Raw genomic sequence first — 19,483 nt, 5'->3', positions numbered from 1 at the left:
GTCAGAACACGAGCACCATGCGGTCTTCGGCGGCGAGGTGTTCGATTTCATCCAGACGCGTCAGCATGTCGTCACTCATATGGGTGAGGACGAGCCGCTTGGCGCCGATTTCGGGCAAATGCTGTTCCAAGGTCTTCAGGCTGAGATGGTTCTTGACCACCTTCTCGTACATGTAGGCCTCAGCGATGAAAAGGTCCGCACCATGCGCCAGCGGAATGAGCGTCTCCGTCCATTCGGTATCGGCGCTGTAGGCGAGCGTGCGGCCCTCGACCGCGACGCGATAGGCGAGGAACGGACCGCCGGATTCGCCGTGCACGACCGGATACGGCGTCACCGTCACGGCGCCGAAGCTTCGGCTTTGCTCGGGTGCGAGTTCGACCACGTTCAGCTCGAAGCGCTGCTTGGTCTTGGAGGAATGCTCGAACAGGGCTTCCATCACTTGGGCAAGCCGCGACGCAATGCCTTGCGGACCCGCGATCGTCAGCGGCCGCGTCCGCCGTGAGAATTGCGCGTCGAGCAAGACAAACGGCAGCCCGGCAAAATGGTCGCCGTGGAAATGCGTGATCAGGATCAGGTCGATCTCGTTGCAATCGATCTCGAGCCGCTTCAGCGCCGGCAGCGCCGACGCGCCGCAATCAATCAGGAAGTTGGCTTCGCGTCCCGAGACATGGAAGCAGGTATTGAGCCTGCCACCGGAGCCGAAAGCGTCACCGCAGCCGACGAAACGCAGTTGCATCGGCTGCGCACTCCCTCAATCACACCTTACCGGCCGCGCGGCGCGCCGAACACGCGCGAGAGCAGCCAGATCGGAATCACGATGACCGCGCCGAGCAGGAAGTAGCGCCACAGCCAGTTCACGGCATCGAAGCCGAGATCCCAGAGACGCTGGAACAAGAGGCGGATGCTGTGGATGATGTTCCAGGGGTCGAAGCCGATCGCCGCCAGCACGACGCCGACCAGGATCGAGAGCAGCACCAGGCGGAACGCGACGGTCAGCGGCGAGCCGCCGAGAAAGCGGTGCAGGCCGTCGCTGCGGCCGGCCGGCAAATCTCTGACGTCTTGGACCATCACAAACTCCTGAAGGCGGATTCGACCCCATTATAAGGCACGGCGAGGCACATGGGGAACCCGCAACCGGGCGTCAATCGGGTTACGGGAGTTTAATTCGGGCAGTGTGCTGGGCCACCTCTCCGCGGGGCAATAGGATGAGGACGGAGTGCGGGGCAGCGGGACAAGGGGGCGCAACCGCCCGGGTGAGAAACGAGTCCCGGCACAGTTTCACATCTCAATCTCCTCCGGCTCCGCCTTCAGCATCCGCTCCAGCGTCTCCAGCCGGTCGGCCTCGCGCGGCGGCTTGTCCCAGCGCAGGCGGCTGATGCGGGGGAAACGCATGGCGACGCCGGATTTGTGCCTGGGCGAGCGCTGCAATCCCTCGAAAGCGACTTCCAGCACCAGACCCTTGTCGCCCTCGTGCACGACGTGGCGGACGGGACCGAATTTTTCGGTGGTGTTGCGGCGGACGAAGCGGTCGATCTGGAGCAGCTCCTCGTCGGTGAAGCCGAAATAGGCTTTTCCGACCGGGACCAGTTCCTCGCCATTCTCGGTCTCGGTCCAGACGCCGAAGGTGTAATCGGAATAATAGGACGAGCGCTTGCCGTGGCCGCGCTGCGCATACATCAGCACGGCGTCGATGATGTGCGGATCGCGCTTCCACTTCCACCACTGCCCCTTCGGTCGCCCCGGCAGGTAAGGTGCATCGCGCCGCTTCAGCATGACGCCCTCGATAGCGTCGGCATCCTCGCCGGCACCGGCGCTCGCGGGATTGGCACGTGCGGCGGTGAGCGCGTCCCAGCTTGCGAAGGGAACGGTGGGCGACAGATCGATGCGGGGATCGTCGAGCTTCGCGACGAAGGTCTCCAGCCGTTCGCGCCGCTCCGCGAAAGGCAGCTCGCGCAGATCGTTCTCGTCGTCGCCGAGCAGATCATAGGCACGCAAGTGAATCGGAAACTCCTTGATCAGCTTCGGCGAGACGACCTTGCGGTTGAGCCGCTGTTGCAGGACGTTGAAACTCTGCACGCGGCCCTCGCGCAGGATCAGGAGCTCGCCATCGATGGCGCCGGGCAGGTGCAGCGATGGCACGAGATCCGGAAAGCTGCCGGTGATGTCCTCGCCGGTGCGCGAATAGAGCCGCGCTGTGATGTGCCCCCGATCGTCGCGGCCGGCGACCGCCTGCACGCGGATGCCATCCCATTTCCATTCGGCGATGTAGTCGGCGGGATCGAGCGCGGCGAAATCGCCTTCCTCGATCGCATGCGCGAGCATCACGGGCCGGAACGGCGCGGGATCGCGATTGACGGGTTTTTCGCCGCGTCCCTCCAGCCAGGCGAACAGGTCGAGATAGGGGGGACTAAGGCCGGGCCAGATCAGCTCGATATCGTGCGGGTCCTTGTCGCCGAGCGCGGCGGCCGCGGTCTTGGCCAGCCGCGCCGAGATGCCGATGCGCATCGCGCCAGTGACGAGCTTGAGCAGCGCCCAGCGGCCGGTCTCGTCGAGCTCGTCGAGCCAGCGCGCCAGCTGTGCCGGCATTTCGGTCTTGCCGAGCGTGCGCAGTGTGGTGACGACTTCGGTCAGTGTCGGAGGCGGCGGATTGTTGTGTGCCGCCAGCGCGGCCTTCGGCCACATCAGCGCCACCGTCTCCGAGAGATCGCCAACATAGTCGTAACTCAATCCGAACAGCACCGGATCGGCGCGCGCCGCGATCAGATCGCGGATCAGCCCAGGCTTGGCATGCTTGAAGCTGAGTGCGCCGGTCAGCGCCGCCAGCGCATAGCCGCGGTCGGGATCGCCGACTTCGCGGAAATAGCCGGTGATCAGCCGCAGCTTGTTGTTGCGGCCGGGCTCGTAGGCGAGGCGGTCCAGCAGCTCGGCGAAGCGGTTCATGCTTCGGCCTCGCCTTGAATGGGCGTCTCGCTCTCCTCCTCGTCGCCATAGCCGACGAGATCGAGCGGCCGCGCTTTCAGGCCCTTGCTCTGGCACCAATGCACCAGCGCATCTTCCTGGCCGTGGGTGACCCAGATCTCGCCGGCGCCAGTTGCGGCGATGGTCGCGGTAAGGCCGTCCCAATCGGCGTGGTCGGAGATCACCAGCGGCAATTCCACGCCGCGCTGCCGCGCCCGGGCACGCACGCGCATCCAGCCCGAGGCGAACGCCGTGACGGGATCGGGAAAGCGGCGCGTCCAGAGATCGGACGTTGCCGATGGTGGCGCCAGTGTAATGGTGCCGGCGAGCGCCGCCTTCTTCACGCCCTTCGCCGGCCGCAACTCGCCAAGTTCGATGCCGCGGCTCTGATAGTAATGCGTGATCGTCTCCATCGCGCCATGCAGGTAGATCGGCGCGTCATAGCCGGCCGCACGGAGCAGCGCGATCACCCGCTGTGCCTTGCCGAGCGAATAGGCACCGACAAGGTGTGCGCGCTCCGGAAACAATGCGACCGAGGCGAGCAGCTTCTTCACCTCGTCGCTCGCATCGCCGTGCCGGAACACCGGCAGCCCGAACGTCGCCTCGGTGATGAAGACGTCGCAGGGCACCAGCTCGAAGGGCGTGCAGGTCGGATCAGGCGCATCCTTGTAGTCACCGGAGGCAACGACGCAGGTGTCCTTAGCCGTCACCGCGACCTGCGCCGATCCCAGCACATGGCCGGCCGGGTGAAACTTGACGGTGACGTCGCCGAGCCGGATCTCCTCGCCATAGCGGATCGCTTGGGTCGACCCGGCAAAATTCTCTCCATAACGTAGGCGCATCATATCGAGCGTTTCCTGCGTCGCCAGCACCGCGCCATGGCCGGCGCGGGCATGGTCGGAATGCCCGTGGGTGATCACGGCCCGCTCCACGGGACGGACAGGGTCGATATGGAAGGCGCCGGGCTTGCAGCATAGGCCGGCAGCAGTTGGCAGCAGGATGTCTTGCGGACGCATGTGAGTGATATAGGAACGGGCCGCTCCAAATTGAGCGGTCATGCGCGGGCTTGCCGTCTCCGCTAGGCTTCGCCGGCCCGGTGATGTACAAGCCGCCGAAACCACTTGGTGAGGGCGGGACCCGCGCATCCATCTTCCTAAAGAGTTCTCTTATTGATGGATTGCCGGGTCAAGCCCGGCAATGACGAGTAGTTCCATGCCCCTGCGCCTGTTCCTGACCTCCGGCGATCTCATGGCCGACCGCCGTTTCGAGTTCGCGCGCGACCTGCAGCTCAAGGGCGACCTGCCCGCCGCCGCGGATCTCCTGGAGCAGGCGATCGAGCTCGCGCCTGATTTCACCTCGGCCTGGTTCACGCTTGGCGAGATCCGTCAGCAGCTCGGCGAGCGCGACAAGGCCATCGCGGCCTTCCGTGAAGCGCGCCGAACCGATCCCGAAGACCAGCACGGCGCCGGCCTGCACCTGATGCGGCTCGGCGATGCGGAGATGGCGGAGATGCCAAAGGCCTATGTGCAGGCGCTGTTCGATCAATACGCGCCGCGCTTCGAGCACGCGCTGATCAACGATCTCGGCTATCGCGCGCCCGCGCTGATCTTCAAGGCGGTGCTGGCTGCGCGCGTCGCCGCCAAAAAGCCCGCCTACTTCAAGCGCACCATCGATCTCGGCTGCGGCACGGGTCTTGCGGCCGCCGCGTTCGCCAAGCAGGTCGACCATTTCATCGGCATCGACCTGTCGCCCGGCATGATCAAGGAGGCGCGCGCGACGAACCTCTATGCCGAGCTCGAAGTCGCCGACATGATCGAGGGGCTGCGCGGCAAGGCCGACGCAAGCGCGAACCTCGTCGTCGCCGCGGATGCGTTCGTCTATCTCTCCGATCTCGCACCGGTGCTGAGCGAGGCCAGGCGCGTGCTCGTGTCAGGCGGCGTGCTCGCCTTCACACTGGAGACGCATGACGGCAGTGGCGTCGTGCTTGGCGAAGGCCTGCGCTATGCCCATTCCGCGGAATATGTGCGCGGTGCCATCGCCAAGGCGGATCTCAAGCTGCTGACTTTGGAGCCGGCCTCGCCGCGCAACGAGAACAACGAGCCGGTGCGCGGCCTCGTCGTCGTTGCCGAGAAAACTTGAGTCTAGGCGCTGGCGCCTAGCGATTTCGAGCGTCATTGCGTCGCAAAGCTGCGACTTCCCACTTGCGAGCCGAGCTGCGATGCCAGCACAATGCGCTCGCTAGGGAGAAACAAATAATGACGAAGAATCCATCGCGGCGCGATTTCAGCGCCGCTGCGCTCGCCACCATCGCCGCATCCGCATTGCCGGCGCCTTACGTCTGGGCTGCGGAGAAGAAATACGACGCGGGCGCCAGCGACACCGAGATCAAGATCGGGCAGACTGTGCCGCATTCCGGCCCCGGCTCGCTCTACGGCGTGCTCGGCCGCATCGGCGAGGCCTATTTCCAGATGCTGAACGAGAAGGGCGGCATCAACGGACGCAAGGTCAAGTTTCTCACCATGGACGATGCCTACAGCGCGCCGAAATGCGTCGAGGCGACGCGGCGGCTGGTCGAGCAGGAGGAGGTGCTGGCGCTCTACGGCTCGCTCGGCACCGCACCGCAGACCGCCGTGCACAAATACCTGAACTCCAAGGGCGTGCCGCAGCTGTTGCTCAACACCGGCGCCTCGAAGTGGAACAATCCGAAAGAGTTCAAATGGACGATGGCGGGCCTGCCGCTCTATCCGACCGAGGCGCGCATCCTGGCCCGGCACGTCGTCAGCGTGAAGCCGAATGCGAAGATCGGCATCCTCTACCAGAACGACGATTTCGGCCGCGACTTCCTGGGGCCGTTCAAGAAGGTGTTGGCCGATGACGGCGGCACCGCGCAGGTGATCATGGAGCAGACCTACGATCTCACCGATCCGACCGTCGATTCCCAGCTCATCAATCTCTCGAAATCGGGCGCCGACGTCTTCTACAACATCTCCACCGGCAAGGCGTCGTCGCAGTCGATTCGTAAAGTCGCCGAGCTCGGCTGGAAGCCACTGCAATTGTTGTCGGCCGGCTCGACTGGACGCTCGATCCTCAATGCCGCGGGGCTGGAGAACTGCACCGGCATCGTCGCCATCCGCTACAACAAGGAGGTCGGCCTGCCGAAATGGGAGAAGGACCCTGACGTGATGGCGTTCGAAGAGCTGCGCAAGAAGTACCTGCCGAGCATCGACCCCGACAATACCATCGCCTTCGCCGGCTACGGCCAAGCCGTGACCATAGGCGAGATCCTGCGCCGCTGCGGCGACGAGCTCACCCGCGCCAACGTGCTGAAGCAGGCATCGACGCTCGCGGGTTTCCACTCGCCCTATTTCCTCGATGGCGTCACCTACAGCTACACGCCCGAGAACTACACGCCGATGAAGACGCTGTTCATCTCCACCTTCACCGGCAAGGACTGGGATATCTCCGACAAGCCGATGTCGGAGTAGGGTCGGCGAATTCCGCTGCCCCTTACCTCCTCGTTCCCCGCAGGGCGATCATATTTGAGATAGGATTCCCTGCGGCCATCCTTCGAGACGCCCGCTTTGGGCGGGCTCCTCAGGATGAGGAACGGAGTGCGCGGTGGTTGCTTCAGGGACACGGATGCCGCTTAGCCTCATCCTGAGGAGGCGCGTCAGCGCCGTCTCGAAGGATGAGGCGCGCGCTCAGGCGCTAACGCGCGAGACCAGCCGATATGCCCGCGCCGCATTCACGCCAAACGCCTTGTCCCGCACCTGCGGGCCAAGCCTCGCCAGGCAGGCCTCCAGCGCGGTCTTGATCTCGCCATAGCTTCCCGCAAGCAGGCACACCGGCCAGTCGGAGCCGAAGATCAGCCTGTCCTCACCGAAACATTTTGCGGCGTGCTCGACGAACGGAAACAGCCGTTCCGCATCCCAGTCACTCCAGACCGCTTCGGTCGCGAGCCCTGAGATCTTGCACCAGACATTGCCGCAAGCAGCTAACGCGGCAATGCGGTCGGCCCATTCGTCGCTTCCACCGTCCGCAATCGGTGGCTTGGCGGCGTGGTCGAGCACGAAGCGCGCGTGCGGAAAGGCCTGCGCGGTTGCGATCGCCGCCGGCAGCTCGCGGGCACGAACGAGGAAATCGTAAGCGAGCTCGCGGGCGAATACGGCCGTGAGGCCGCGCTGGACGTCCTCGCGGAGCAGCCAGTCGGGATCGGTCTCGTCGTGGACCTGGTGGCGGATACCGACCAGCTTGCCGCCGCCCGGCAAGGCGCGCAGCCCGTCGAGCGTTTCGCCGAGGTCGCCATCGGTCAGATCGGCCCAGCCGACGACACCAACCACAGACGGCGTCACATGCGCGATGCGCAAGAATTCCTCGGTCTCCTCCAGCGCGGAGCGGCACTGCACCACGATGCTCGCGTCGACGCCGTTTGCTTTCAGCAATGGCGCGAGATCGGCAGGACCGAAAGCGCGACGGATCGGCGCCAGCTCGTCCGCCGCCATCCACGGATAATCGGCGCGCGCCGGATCCCAGAAATGCTGGTGGCCGTCGATGATCATGTCCTACGTCCCGCCGGGAAGTGGCGCCCGCGCATCGACGAGCTTTCGTGCACGCAACTCCTGCCAGAACGCGGCGGGCACCGCCCTCTCCGACATCGCGATGTTGTCGGCGACTTCCGCGGCGTTGCGCGCCCCCAGCACGGCGACCGTCACCGCCGGATGCGCCATGCAGAACTGCAGCGCGGCGGCTTTCAGCTCCGTGCCGTGCCTGCGGCAGAGTTCATCGAGTTCCAGCGCACGCGCGACGAGCGCCGCATCGGCATCCTGATAGTTGAACTTCGCGCCAGTTCGCGGATTGGCCAAAATGCCGCTGTTGTAGATGCCGCCGAGCAGGATGCCGATGTTCCTGGCCTGGCAGAGCGGAAACAGCGTCTCCAGCGCGCCCTGATCGAGCAGCGTGTAGCGCCCGGCGAGCAGGAAGCAGTCGACCGGCACGACCTCGGCGAAGCGAACCAGCATCTCCGATTGGTTCATGCCGGCGCCGATCGCCTTGACTGTGCCCTCACTGCGCAGGCGCTGCAGCGCGCGGAAGGCACCGGCGACGGCCTCGTCATAGTGGTCGTCGGGATCATGCACCAGCAGGACATCGACGCGGTCGAGCCCAAGCCGCTCCAGGCTCTCCTCAACCGATCGCATCACGCCGTCATGGCTGAAATCGAACACCGGCCGCTCGCGCGGCGTGCCCTTGTAGTGCTCATCCTCGGCGGCGCCATCATCGGGCGCGCGCAGCAGACGGCCGACTTTTGTCGAGATGGCGTAGGTGTCCCGCTTCTGTTGCCGCAGGAATCCACCGAGCCGCCGCTCCGCGAGGCCGAACCCGTAGAGCGGCGCGGTATCGAAAAAGCGGACGCCGGCAGACCAGGCGCGCGCGATCGTTGCCTCCGCGTCGGCGTCACTGACTGGTGCGAACAATCCGCCGAGCGGGGCGGAACCGAGGCCGATCGAGGTGACATCGAGAGCGCCGAGCCGTGACCTTTTCATTCCCATTGCCTTCCAGGAGTCTTCTTCCAACCGCCAAATCATCTCCCCCGCTCGCGGGAACCGCAAGCGGGGGAGGCACGCAGGAGCACGGGGCTGGCGGAGCTCCTACTTCAGCATCTGCGCGACATTGTCCTTGGTCACGAGGTCGAGGCCGGTGTAGACGATCTCCGGCACCTTCTCGCCCTTCTTGATCGCGAGCAGCGTGTCCATCGCCTTCTCGCCCATCTCGAACGGACGCTGGCCGACCAGCGCATTGGCATAGCCGTCACGCAACAGCTCGAGCTGCATCTTCAGCGTGTCGGCGACGACCAGCGTGAACTTGCCGGAATCGATGTCCTTCTTGTTGCGGGAAGCGAAGGCCTTGAAGCCTTCGGGGGCGAACATCGGCCAGCCGCCGATGGGAACGATCGCGGCGAGGTCGGGCGTTGCCGTGCGCATGTCCGTCATCTGCTGGACCGCCAGCGCCGGATCGTCGTTGCAGAACGTCGGGGAACCCGCGACTTCGGTCCATTTCGAACCCTTCAGCGCCTCGCGAACGCCCTCGACGCGCTCGGCGAGGTTCTTGGCGCCGGGACCACCGGAGACCATGGCGTACTTTCCACCGTCGGGCCGCATCTTCAGCAGTTGCTTGCCGAGGGCCAAGCCGAACTCCTTGTTGTTGGTGCCGATATAGGCGATCCGCTTGGAGCCTGGGGCATCCGCATCAAAGGTGATGACAGGAATGCCGGCGGCGGTTGCCGCCTCGATCGACTTGGTCATGGCCGCGACGTCGGCGACCGAGATCGCGAGGCCGTCGACCTTCTGGGTGATGAAGTCCTGGATGATCTGGGCCTGCGTCGCCGGCTCATGCTCCACCGGTCCCTTGTAGATGCACTCGATGTTGCCGAGCTCCTTGGCGCGCTTCTGGCAGCCATCGCGCGCGAAGTCGAAGAACGGATTGTTCATCGCCTTGGGCACGATGACGAAGCGGTAGTTCGCAGCAAATGCCGGCGTCGCCATCAGCGCAACGGCGATACCCGCAAGCAGAAGTTTCCTCATTATCTCCTCCACCCTCGTTTGGTGCCCATCCCCTCGAAAGTGCCCGGGAAGCGGACAGGCGGCATTTGGTTGCCTTCCCGGGATGACATGACGTCAGCTCATCCGCGAACGGATCCGGTCGACCAGCACGGCCAGAATGATGATCACGCCCACCAGCGTCTGCTGCCAGTAGGAGGAGACCTGTGCCAGCACGAGACCGTTGCGGATCACTTCCAGCAGCACGCAGCCGACGATGGCGCCAAGTGGGCCGCCGATGCCGCCGGCAAGGTTGGCGCCGCCGATCACGGCCGCAGCGATCACGTTGAGCTCGTAGGACGTCGCCATGTTGGCCGGCGCCGATCCCAGCCAACCGGAGATGATGATGCCCTGCAAGCCCGCGGCGAGCGCGCAGATCACATAGACCTCGATCTTCACCCGTACGACCGGAATGCCGGTGAGCTCCGCCGCCTTCTCGTTGCCGCCGAGCGCGAAGACATGGCGGCCGAACGAGGTGTGATGGAGCACCACCGCCATCGCCAGCGCGAGGATCACGAGATAGATGAAGGGCATGGGCACGCCGAGCACGTCGCCCGAGGTGAGCCCGTAGAAGTAGTCGGCGTCCGGGCCGCCCGGAAAACTGCCGCGACCATTGGAAACGACATAGCCGAGCCCGCGCACGATCGAGAGCATGCCGAGCGTGGTGACGAAGGGCGACAGGCCCAGCACGGCGGTGCAGAAGCCGTTGACGAGACCCGCAATCAGCGCAACGCCGAGGCCCGCAGCCACGGAGATCAACAGGATCAGCCCGGGTACGTTAGCGACCACCGTCTTGCCGTCGGCGGCCATGTGCACGAACAGCGAGGCGCCGAGCCCGCCGGGCGTCGACAGCTCGGTCATGACCATCGAGGTGATCATGGCGGAGAAGCACATCATCGAGCCGACTGAGAGGTCGATGCCGCCGGTGATGATCACGAAGGTGACGCCGAGCGTGGCGATGGCGATGAAGGAAAAATTCTTCGCCACGTTCTGCATGTTGCCTTCGGTGAAGAAATAGGGGCTGGCGAAATGCATGATCACCAGCAGCACCGCCAGCGCGATCAGGACATAGCCGGTCTGGGAGGCGAAGATGCCGCGCTGCCACCATCTGATCCGGCCGACATTGGTGAAACTGATCGGTGATTCCAAGGGCACGGCCATCACGCCGCCTCCTTCGCGCCGGTGATGAGGGCGGTGACTTCCTCCGGTGAGGTCTCGTGGATCGGCTTGTCGGCCCGCTTCTCGCCGCGGCGCATGACGACGACGCGATCGCAGACCGCGAACACGTCGGGCATGCGGTGCGAGATCAGCATGACGGCGACCCCCTGCTCCTTCAGCCGGTGGATTAGGCCGAGCACCTGCTCGACCTGGCGCACCGAGATCGCCGCGGTCGGCTCGTCCATCATCACCAGCCGCGCGTTGGAGAGCCGTGTCCGCGCGATCGCGACCGCCTGGCGCTGGCCGCCCGACATCTGCTTGACGAGATCGTCGGGGCGCGTCTCGGAGCGCAGTTCGCCGAACAGCTCCAGTGCCCGCGCCGCCATCGCCTTGTGGTCGAGCAGCGCGATGGGTCCGAACTTGCGCTTCAGCTCGCGGCCGAGGAAGACGTTGGCGGCGGCGGTCAGATTGTCGGCGAGCGCGAGATCCTGGTAGACGACCTCGATGCCGACGGCGCGGGCATCGACCGGCCGGTTGAAGTGGACCGCGCTGCCCGCAAAGCGGATCTCGCCGTGAGTGGGGCGGAAATTGCCGGCGATGATCTTGACCAGCGTCGACTTGCCGGCGCCATTGTCGCCCATCAGGCCGACCACCTCGCCGGGGAACACCTGCATGTCGACGCCGTGCAGCGCGCGGATCGCGCCGAACTCCTTACCGATGCCGGTGAGTTCGAGGACCGGTGTCGCGTCAGCTCTCGTCATCAGCGGCCTTCCTCAGACATAGCGGTTGACCAGGGATTCCAGATATTCCTGCCGGCCGGAGCGGGGCTGCGGATCGAAGCCGGGAGACATCGCACGGTCGGCGAGATCGGCGAGCGAACGCTGACCGCCGAGAATGGCCCTGCCCTCAGGCCCAGCCCAGCCCTCATAGCGCCTGGCAAGCGGTGTGGTGAGCACGCCGGCGTCGAGCATGTCGGCGGCGGCGAGGAAGGCACGCGCGCAGGCATCCATCGAGCCGACATGGGCGTGGATGAGATCATCGGGGTCGATCGACTGGCGGCGGATCTTGGCGTCGAAGTTGAGCCCGCCCGTGGTGAAGCCGCCGCGGTTCAGGATCTCGTGGAACACCAAGGCGAGTTCCGGCACGTTCATCGCAAACTGGTCGGTGTCCCAGCCGAGCAGATCGTCGCCGCGGTTGATGTCGAGCGAGCCGAACACGCCGAGCGCCTCGGCCAGCGCGACCTCATGATGGATGGAGTGGCCGGCGAGGATGGCGTGGTTCTGCTCGATGTTGAGCTTGACATCGTTGAGGAGATCGAAACGTTCGAGAAAGCCGTAGCAGGTGGCGACGTCGAAATCATATTGATGCTTGGTCGACTCCTTCGGCTTCGGCTCGATCAGGATTGGGCCCTTGAAACCGATCTTGTGCTTGTGCTCGACGACGAGCGAGACGAAACGGCCGAGCTGGTCGAGCTCGCGCTCGAGATCGGTGTTGAGCAGCGTCTCGTAGCCCTCACGTCCGCCCCACAACACATAGTTCTGGCCGCCGAGCCGGTGCGTCACCTCCAGTGCGGCCCGGACCTGGCCGGCGGCATAGGTGAAGATGTCGGGGTCCGGATTGGTCGCTGCGCCCGCCATGTAACGGCGATGCGTGAACAGGTTCGCGGTACCCCAGAGCAGGCGGACCTTTGCCGCGGCCATCTTCGCTTCGAAGATATCGGCGATCGCGTTGAGATTGGCAACGGACTCGCTGAGCGAAGCGCCTTCCGGCGCGGCGTCGACGTCGTGGAAGGTGAAGAAGGGTACGTCCAGCAGGCGGAACAGCTCGAAGGCGATATCGGCCTTGGCCCGCGCCATCGCCATCGGATCGGTGCCGTGGTGCCAGGGCCGCAAAAAGGTCTCACCGCCGAAGGGATCGCCGCCGGGCCAGCAGAACGAATGCCAGTAACAGACCGCAAAGCGCAAATGATCCTCGAGCTTGCGACCATGCACGAGGCGATCCTTGTCGTACCAGCGGAAGGCGGGCGCGCTTTCCGCATCCTTGCCAGCGAAGGCTATGGGTGCGCTTGCATCGAAGAATTTGGCTGACAGGTTCACTTAAACAGGCTCCTTCAATGCGGGATAAAGCGCGCGCCAGCGACGATAGGCCTCGTCATAGGCCGCTGTTACAGATGCACGGGGCGTGAAGCTCGCAAGCCGCCGCGGACGGGTGCAGACGTCCGCGGGATCTTCGCCGGTTACGGCGAGCCGGCCGAGCCGCGCGGCGCCGAGCGCGGCGCCGACCTCGCCTTCCTCGACCCGGTGGACGGGAATGCCGAGCACGTCGGCGCAGATCTGCGCCCACAGCGGCGAGCGCGAGCCGCCGCCGACGAGATCGACCTCGGCAATCCGCCCGCTCGCTGCGCTCAGCGCCGCCAGATTGTCGCGCGCGGCAAAGGCGACGCCTTCCAGCACGGCCTGCACGATCTGGCTCCGGCCGGTCGCGCCGCGCAAGCCGATGAAGGCGCCGCTGGCGGCGGCATCGTTGTGCGGCGTGCGCTCGCCATCGAGATAGGGCAGGAATTTGATCGGGCTCGGGGCATCGACGCGCTCGCCGAGCGGCGCCAATAGCGTTGTGGCCGGCGTCTCCATCACGCCAGACAGCCACGCGAGCGAAGCCGCCGCCGACAGCATCACGCCCATCTGATGCCACAGGCCGGGCAGCGCGTGACAGAAAGCATGCACGGCCGATGTCGGCGCGGCGGCGAAGCGATCGGTGACGCGGAACAGGACACCCGACGTTCCCAGCGACAGGAAAGCATCGCCCGGCGCAATGGCGCCGAGTCCGATCGCGCTGGCCGCATTATCGCCGGCGCCGCCCGCGACCACGACATTCCCGGTCATGCCCCAGCGCCGCGCGTAGTCCGGCGCGAGCAATGCGCTCGCCGCGCTGCCCTCGACGAGGCGGGGCATGTGGTGCAGGTCGAGCCCGGTGGCATGCAGCAGCAACGCGGACCAGCGGCGCAGGCCGACGTCGAGCCACAGCGTGCCGGCAGCATCCGACATATCCTCGACCATCTCGCCGGTAAGGCGATAGCGCACATAGGCTTTCGGCAGCAGCACCTTTGCCATGCGGTCGAATATCTCCGGCTCATGCCGTGCCACCCACAGCAGCTTCGGCGCGGTGAAGCCCGGCATCGCGAGATTGCCGGCGATCGCATGCAGCGAGGGACAGCGCCGCTCCAGAGCTGCGCATTCGGCCTGCGAGCGACCGTCATTCCAGAGGATGGCCGGACGCAGCGGCTGGCCGTCCTCGCCAAGCAGCGTCGCGCCGTGCATCTGACCTGACAGCCCGATGCCGCGAACCTGCGCAACCTCGCGCGAATGGCGCGCGGCGAGATCGTCGATTGCGCCGATCGTCGCATCGACCCAGGCATCGGGGTCCTGCTCGGACCACAGCGGCGCGGGGTGCGACAGCGCAAGCTCGCGCGGCGCCGTCGCGACAACCGCGCCGGCTTCGCTCACGAGCACCGCTTTCACACCGGATGTGCCGATGTCGATTCCGAGATACACGTCACCCTCCCTTTCGCATGCTGCGGCGCGCGATCTTGCGTCGCCTTGCCCCGCAGCGGGCCTTTTCGAAATCCACCTGCCGCTAAGGCAGATTGTCCCGCATCACGATTTCGATCCTGATCTTCTCCTGTTCGCGCAAGATCGGCTCGCCGCGGGCGAGCGCCAGCAGCACGCGCACGGCGGCGCGCGCCTCATGTCCGGGGTTCTGCGAGATCGCGGCGTCCATCACGCCCTGCAGCAGCAATCGGCGCGTCAACGCGGTGACGTCGTGCCCGACGAACACCAGCTTGTCGCGACCAGCCTCGTTCAACGCCCTGTCGTTCAGCGCTTTGGCAACGCCCTGCGTGCCGGCGCCGACGTTATAAAGGCCGACGATGTCGGCATGCCTGCCGAGCAGCTGTGCCAGCAGCTGTTCCGAGCGGTCGTCCTCGTCGCGCCCTTCCAGCACCGGCAGCACGTCGAGGCCGGGGAATTCAGACGCCATCACCTGGTTGAAGCCGAAGATGCGCTCGGCGTGGTCGCGCAGGCCCTGCGAGCCCGCGACGATCGCGACCTTGCCGGACCGCCCGCCGACCAGGCGCCCGATCAGCGCGCCGGCGGTGCGGCCCGCAGCGATGTTGTCGATCCCGACATAATGGTGGCGGCGCGAGGACGGCACGTCGGAAACCAGCGTCACCACCTTGGCACCGGCATCGACGAGGTCGTTGATCGCGGCGCGGACACCGGGATGGTCCAGCGCCACCACGGCAACGCCGTCATATGCGCCCGACAGCGCCTCCAGCGAAGCGGCGAGCACGGAAGGATCGAACACGTCGGTCGGGACCATCTCGACGCTGAGGCGGCGGGCCGAGAGCCAGGCCGCCATCTCGCCGAGATAGGCTTCGATCTGCTGCATGAACGGGTTCGGCCCCGACGGCATCACGAAGGCGAAGCGGCGGGCGCGGCCGCGGGCGAGCTCGGCGGCGGCCACATGCGGCTGGAACGAATTGCGCTCAATGGCTTCCTTGACGCGGCGGACCGTATCCGGGCGCACCCCCGGCCTGTTGTGCAGGACGCGGTCAACTGTCGCGAGACTGACGCCGGCCTCGCGGGCGATGTCCTTCAGCGTCAGCGCAGACGGGGTGAGAGTCTCGGCCATGGCTGAAGGCTAGCAGAGGTGTTTTGAGGTGCGCAACTCATTTTGACCGAGCACCGGCCATCCCCGGTCGCCGCCAACTCGAGGAACAGCTCCTCGACCGGGCCCGCGATCTGGAGGAAGCCGCCCGGGACATCGCCCCCGAGCGCGCACTCGACGAGATCGAGGAGACGCGCTCCTGATCTACCGGCGCGCCGGCACCGACAGGTCAAGCGTCAGGAACAGACTGTTGGGATCCTCGACATAGCCGTCGAACGGGCCGCAGGCGATGAAGCCGTGCGCCTGATAGAGCGCGTGCGCCGGCTTGAAATAGTCCCAGGAGCCGGTCTCGAGGCTGAGACGCCTGATGCCGCGTGCACGAGCCTCAGTCACGATGTGGCGGAGCATCTGGCCGCCGAAGCCGCGTCGCCGCGTTGTCTGAAGCGTGTGCATCGACTTCACCTCGCCGTGGTCAGCCGAGAGCGTCTTCAACGCACCGGTGGCGACCAGCGTCTCGCCATCCCAGCCGGTCCAGAACGCGATCTCGGGCGCGCGAAGCCCCGCGAGATCGAGCGCATGGGCGCTGCCCGGCGCGGTCTGCGCCCGCGCGGCCGCAACGTGATGATCGAGCAGCGCGATGACGCGCGGATCATGGGTGTCGCCGGTGCGGATCTGCATCATCAGGATCTCCTGTCTCACATCTTGCCATAGGAGGCGCCGCGCCGCGTGATGATGATGTAGCGCGCGTCCTGCTTGGTTTCGTTCTCGAAGATCACGGCGCGCATCACGTCGAAATCCAGGCAATCGCCCTCCCGCAGCCGCACCGCCTTGGCATCGATATGCACGGCGATGACGCCCTCCAGCATCAACAGCTGCTGGGTGAAGGCGTTGCGGCCCCAGGGGCTGTACGGCACCCGCGCGCCAGCCGGCAGGTCGACGACGATGATCTCGATGCCGCTTGCCGCATCGGTCGGCGAGGCATGCCGCCTGCGATAGCCGCTCTCGGGATCGCGCCAGTGCGGCTGGTCGGCGAACCGCACCAGCCGCTCCGGTGGCTTCTCGGCCAGCGCGACGACATCGCTCAGCGACACGTCGAGCGCGGCGCAGAGCCTTCCGAGCAGCGCCGCCGTCGCACTGCTCTGCGCCCGCTCCACCCGCCCGATCATGGCCCGGCTGACGCCGGAGCGGCCCGCGAGTTCGTTCAGGGTCATCCCCGCCTGCGTCCGCAGCGTCTTCAGGCGGCGACCGATCGCGCGGTCGAGTTTCTGCTGGTCCATGACCTCCTCTTCGCATAACGCCCCGGCGCCAGGACCGTACGCGCGAAGACGACGGAGCTTAGCGCGCGAAAGGTCGAACGCCGGCAAATGGGGGGCTAATATATTGGAATCTCGCACCAGCGGGCGAAATCCGAAGCAATCGAGCCCGGCTTGAGATCACGATCGGTGAAACATTGGAGCGGGCGAAGGGAATCGAACCCTCGTATGCAGCTTGGGAAGCTGCCGTTCTACCATTGAACTACGCCCGCGGATGCGCGCCTTGCGCCGCTCCTGATTAGCCGAGACGGCGCCTCCCGCCAAGCGGTTTGGCGCGTCCGCCCGGACGGTTGTTAACGTCCTGGTAAGATTCCAGGTGCGCCGCATTGTGGCGGTGTTATGATCGATCTGTCGGGGGAGAAAACGTGCACTGAGTGGGGCGTGTGCATGGTGGGGCGCGCGTACGCGATATTCGACACGGCGCTGGGGCGCTGCGGCATCATTTGGAGCAGCAGCGGCGTGGTCGCCGTGCAATTGCCGGAGGCGCGGGAGATCGACACACGCCGCCGGATCTTCCAGGTCCATCCCGAGGCGCGCGAGCAGCGCCCGTCCGAGAACGCCGAGCTTGCGATCGAGGGCATCAAAGGCCTGCTGCGCGGCAGTGATCCTGATTTCTCCGACGTCAGCCTGGATGCCGGCGGGCTGCCCGGCTTCAACCGGCGGGTCTACGAGTTCGCCTGCACCATTCCACGCGGAGAAACGCGTACCTATCACGAGGTGGCCAAGGCGCTGGGCGCCTCCGGCGCGGCGCACTCGGTGGCGCAGGCGATCGCGAATAATCCCTTCATGCTGATCGTGCCTTGCCACCGGGTGCTGGAGGCCGGCAATTACACCGGCCGGCTCTCGCCCTATGGCGGCGTGATCTCCAAGCGACGGCTGCTGGCGCTCGAAGGCGCCCATCCCGTCGCCAGCAAGACGCTGTTCGAGGTGCTGCTGCCGGTTGCTCCGCCGCGCGCTGCTGCCTAGATAGGCGGGATGGACGCGACCGCGCTGCTGACGACGCCATCGATGACGGTCTCCGAGTTTCGCTGCGATGCGGGACCGGACGACACGCCGTTTGCGGAATGCCGCACCGGCCATTCCATCGCCTATGTGCGCTCTGGCAGCTTCGGCTGCCATTGCCGCGCCGGCTTCTTCGAGCTGGTGGCGGGCTCGTTGCTGATCGGCGCGCCCGGCGAGGAATACACCTGCACGCATGAGCATGTCAGCGGCGACGTCTGCCTCGGCTTCTTCTTCAGCGAGGACCTGGTCGATGCCCTCGGGGGACGGCGCGAGACCTGGCAGATCGGCGCGACACCGCCGCTGCCCGAACTGATGGTGCTGGGCGAGCTGGCCCAGACGGCAGCAGATGGCAACAGCGACCTCGGCCTCGACGAGATCGGCCAGATCCTCGCCGGCCGTTTTGTCGACGTCGTCTCCGGCAAGGCCCGCAAGCCGGCCACGCCGACTGCGCGTGACCGCCGCCGCGCGGTGGAGGCCGCGCTGTGGATCGACGACAACTCGCATGCCGAGCTCGACCTCGAACAGGCAGCAAAGCAGGCCGGCCTCAGCCCGTTTCATTTCCTGCGGCTGTTCTCGAGCGTGCTCGGCGTCACCCCGCATCAATATCTGGTGCGCTCGCGGTTGCGGCACGCCGCGCGCAAGCTTGCCGACGACGACACCGCCGTCACCGACATCGCCTATGACGTCGGCTTCGGCGATCTCTCCAATTTCGTCCGCACCTTCCATCGCGCCGCCGGCGTGTCGCCAACCAAGTTCCGGCAGGCCTCGAAGGGGCAGCGCAAGATTCTCCAAGAGCAGCTTGCCCTCAACTGACTAGGGTCGTCTCCGGCGCGTGCCATTCGCGGCACGCTTCTACAATGGAGATGATCATGTACGACCACATCGGATTGCGCGTTGCCGACCTCGACGCCGCCACGCGCTTCTACACCGCAGTGCTGGCGCCGCTCGGTTACGTCGTCTGTTCCAGTGGCGACGGCTATGCCGGGTTCGGGCCGAAGGGCGAGCCAGCGCTGTGGCTGCACCTGAACAAGGGACGGAAGGCCGATGGTGCGCATATCGCGTTTCGCGCCAAGGACCACGACGCGGTCAAGGCGTTCCACAGCGAGGGGCTGAAGAGCGGCGGCCGTGACAATGGCGGCGCCGGGCCGCGCAGGGATTATGGCCCGACCTATTATGCGGCGTTTTTGATCGATCCCGACGGAAATAATGTCGAGGCGGTTTGTGTGTGAGCTCTAGCCAATTGCTTCGTCATTGCGAGGAGCTCTTGCGACGAAGCAATCCAGACTGTCTCTGCGGAAATATCACTGGATTTGCTTCGCTGTGCTCGCAATGACGGTGTTTGCGGCAACGACCTTTCGAAATCAAGGACGCTTTTCATGGCCTCCATCCACAACGACATTCCCCTCCCCGCCTCCGCGCGCGACGTCTGGGACGCGGTGCGCGATTTCGGCGCGCTGCATCACCGGCTGGTGCCGGGCTTCGTTACGGCGTGCACGCTCGACGGCGATGCGCGCATCGTCAGCTTCGCCAACGGCTCCGTGGCGCGCGAGTTGCTGGTCGATTGCGACGATGCGCGGCAGCGTCTCGTCTATGCGATCAACAACGAGCGGCTGAAGCATTACAGCGCCTCGGTGCAGGTCATTGCCGACGGCGAATCGAGGTGCCGCCTCGTCTGGATCATCGACATGCTGCCGAACGAGCTCGCGCCTTACGTTCAGGGGCAGACGAAGGAGGCCGTGGCCGCCATGCAAAGGGCATTTCCAGCTGCGGCGGCCTAGCCCCCCATCGCCGTCA

General features: G+C 65.8%; 20 protein-coding genes and 1 tRNA gene. 6 read left to right on the top strand and 15 right to left on the bottom strand.

What is annotated here, in order from left to right:
- Position 1: 1 nt before the first annotated feature.
- From P6U28_RS34335 to P6U28_RS34320, 4 genes are all read right to left on the bottom strand, one after another.
- Positions 2-736 carry an MBL fold metallo-hydrolase gene (locus P6U28_RS34335; RefSeq protein ID WP_122406049.1) on the bottom strand — a complete coding sequence of 245 codons (735 nt, stop codon included), beginning with the start codon at positions 734-736 and terminating at the stop codon, positions 2-4.
- Positions 737-762: 26 nt separating this feature from the next.
- Positions 763-1,068 carry a DUF6460 domain-containing protein gene (locus P6U28_RS34330; protein WP_122406050.1) on the bottom strand — a complete coding sequence of 102 codons (306 nt, stop codon included), beginning with the start codon at positions 1,066-1,068 and terminating at the stop codon, positions 763-765.
- A 210-nt stretch (positions 1,069-1,278) separates the two neighbouring features.
- Positions 1,279-2,940: an ATP-dependent DNA ligase gene (locus P6U28_RS34325; RefSeq protein WP_209295265.1), complete on the bottom strand. Its 1,662-nt coding sequence runs from the start codon at positions 2,938-2,940 to the stop codon at positions 1,279-1,281.
- Positions 2,937-3,974, bottom strand: coding sequence for a ligase-associated DNA damage response exonuclease (locus P6U28_RS34320; protein ID WP_129145883.1), 1,038 nt, complete (start codon positions 3,972-3,974; stop codon positions 2,937-2,939). Before P6U28_RS34320 ends, P6U28_RS34325 begins: the two co-directional genes overlap by 4 nt.
- A 196-nt stretch (positions 3,975-4,170) precedes the next feature.
- Here P6U28_RS34320 and P6U28_RS34315 point away from each other — a divergent pair, with 196 nt between their 5' ends.
- Together P6U28_RS34315 and P6U28_RS34310 are read left to right on the top strand one after the other, a co-directional pair.
- Positions 4,171-5,097, top strand: a complete 927-nt coding sequence (locus tag P6U28_RS34315) for a class I SAM-dependent methyltransferase (protein ID WP_129145874.1) — start codon at positions 4,171-4,173, stop codon at positions 5,095-5,097.
- A gap of 116 nt (positions 5,098-5,213) precedes the next feature.
- Positions 5,214-6,443: an ABC transporter substrate-binding protein gene (locus tag P6U28_RS34310; protein WP_407120633.1), complete on the top strand. Its 1,230-nt coding sequence runs from the start codon at positions 5,214-5,216 to the stop codon at positions 6,441-6,443.
- 216 nt (positions 6,444-6,659) lie between these two features.
- Here the strand turns inward: P6U28_RS34310 and P6U28_RS34305 are convergent, their stop codons facing one another.
- From P6U28_RS34305 to P6U28_RS34255, 11 genes are all read right to left on the bottom strand, one after another.
- A complete protein-coding gene (locus tag P6U28_RS34305) occupies positions 6,660-7,517 on the bottom strand; it encodes an amidohydrolase (RefSeq protein ID WP_209295267.1) in 858 nt (285 codons plus the stop codon).
- A 3-nt stretch (positions 7,518-7,520) separates the two neighbouring features.
- Entirely contained in the window at positions 7,521-8,498 is a 978-nt protein-coding gene (locus tag P6U28_RS34300; protein WP_209295268.1) for an aldo/keto reductase, read from the bottom strand.
- A 105-nt stretch (positions 8,499-8,603) separates the two neighbouring features.
- Positions 8,604-9,536: a sugar-binding protein gene (locus P6U28_RS34295; protein ID WP_162500496.1), complete on the bottom strand. Its 933-nt coding sequence runs from the start codon at positions 9,534-9,536 to the stop codon at positions 8,604-8,606.
- 93 nt (positions 9,537-9,629) lie between these two features.
- The gene (locus P6U28_RS34290) at positions 9,630-10,712 is read right to left on the bottom strand and encodes an ABC transporter permease (protein WP_164937224.1); all 1,083 of its coding nucleotides are present in this window, start codon (positions 10,710-10,712) and stop codon (positions 9,630-9,632) included.
- Positions 10,712-11,470 carry an ATP-binding cassette domain-containing protein gene (locus P6U28_RS34285; protein WP_407120631.1) on the bottom strand — a complete coding sequence of 253 codons (759 nt, stop codon included), beginning with the start codon at positions 11,468-11,470 and terminating at the stop codon, positions 10,712-10,714. The genes P6U28_RS34290 and P6U28_RS34285 overlap by 1 nt, the downstream gene beginning before the upstream one ends.
- Positions 11,471-11,482: 12 nt before the next feature.
- Positions 11,483-12,805: a xylose isomerase gene (gene xylA, locus P6U28_RS34280; protein ID WP_407120630.1), complete on the bottom strand. Its 1,323-nt coding sequence runs from the start codon at positions 12,803-12,805 to the stop codon at positions 11,483-11,485.
- Positions 12,806-14,260, bottom strand: a complete 1,455-nt coding sequence (gene xylB / locus P6U28_RS34275) for a xylulokinase (RefSeq protein ID WP_129145879.1) — start codon at positions 14,258-14,260, stop codon at positions 12,806-12,808. It lies immediately after the preceding gene.
- An 82-nt stretch (positions 14,261-14,342) separates the two neighbouring features.
- Positions 14,343-15,398 carry a LacI family DNA-binding transcriptional regulator gene (locus tag P6U28_RS34270; RefSeq protein ID WP_407120629.1) on the bottom strand — a complete coding sequence of 352 codons (1,056 nt, stop codon included), beginning with the start codon at positions 15,396-15,398 and terminating at the stop codon, positions 14,343-14,345.
- A 180-nt stretch (positions 15,399-15,578) separates the two neighbouring features.
- Positions 15,579-16,052 carry a GNAT family N-acetyltransferase gene (locus P6U28_RS34265; protein ID WP_164937225.1) on the bottom strand — a complete coding sequence of 158 codons (474 nt, stop codon included), beginning with the start codon at positions 16,050-16,052 and terminating at the stop codon, positions 15,579-15,581.
- Between the two features lie 17 nt (positions 16,053-16,069).
- Positions 16,070-16,651 carry a helix-turn-helix domain-containing protein gene (locus tag P6U28_RS34260; protein ID WP_129145881.1) on the bottom strand — a complete coding sequence of 194 codons (582 nt, stop codon included), beginning with the start codon at positions 16,649-16,651 and terminating at the stop codon, positions 16,070-16,072.
- A gap of 174 nt (positions 16,652-16,825) precedes the next feature.
- Positions 16,826-16,899 (bottom strand) — tRNA-Gly (locus P6U28_RS34255).
- A gap of 175 nt (positions 16,900-17,074) precedes the next feature.
- Here P6U28_RS34255 and P6U28_RS34250 point away from each other — a divergent pair.
- The 4 genes from P6U28_RS34250 to P6U28_RS34235 all read left to right on the top strand — a co-directional run bounded on the left by P6U28_RS34250 (position 17,075) and on the right by P6U28_RS34235 (position 19,467).
- A complete protein-coding gene (locus tag P6U28_RS34250) occupies positions 17,075-17,653 on the top strand; it encodes a methylated-DNA--[protein]-cysteine S-methyltransferase (protein ID WP_407120628.1) in 579 nt (192 codons plus the stop codon).
- Positions 17,654-17,662: 9 nt separating this feature from the next.
- A complete protein-coding gene (locus P6U28_RS34245; RefSeq protein ID WP_407120627.1) occupies positions 17,663-18,502 on the top strand; it encodes a helix-turn-helix transcriptional regulator in 840 nt (279 codons plus the stop codon).
- Between the two features lie 56 nt (positions 18,503-18,558).
- A complete protein-coding gene (locus tag P6U28_RS34240) occupies positions 18,559-18,918 on the top strand; it encodes a VOC family protein (RefSeq protein WP_162500498.1) in 360 nt (119 codons plus the stop codon).
- Positions 18,919-19,065: 147 nt separating this feature from the next.
- A complete protein-coding gene (locus P6U28_RS34235; RefSeq protein ID WP_129146287.1) occupies positions 19,066-19,467 on the top strand; it encodes an SRPBCC family protein in 402 nt (133 codons plus the stop codon).
- Positions 19,468-19,483 lie beyond the last annotated feature (16 nt).

It is taken from the genome of Bradyrhizobium sp. STM 3561 (assembly GCF_045571455.1).
Lineage (GTDB): Bacteria > Pseudomonadota > Alphaproteobacteria > Rhizobiales > Xanthobacteraceae > Bradyrhizobium > Bradyrhizobium vignae.
The sequence above is the reverse complement of the archived record's forward strand: the minus strand, read 5'-3'. Positions and strand labels throughout refer to the sequence as shown.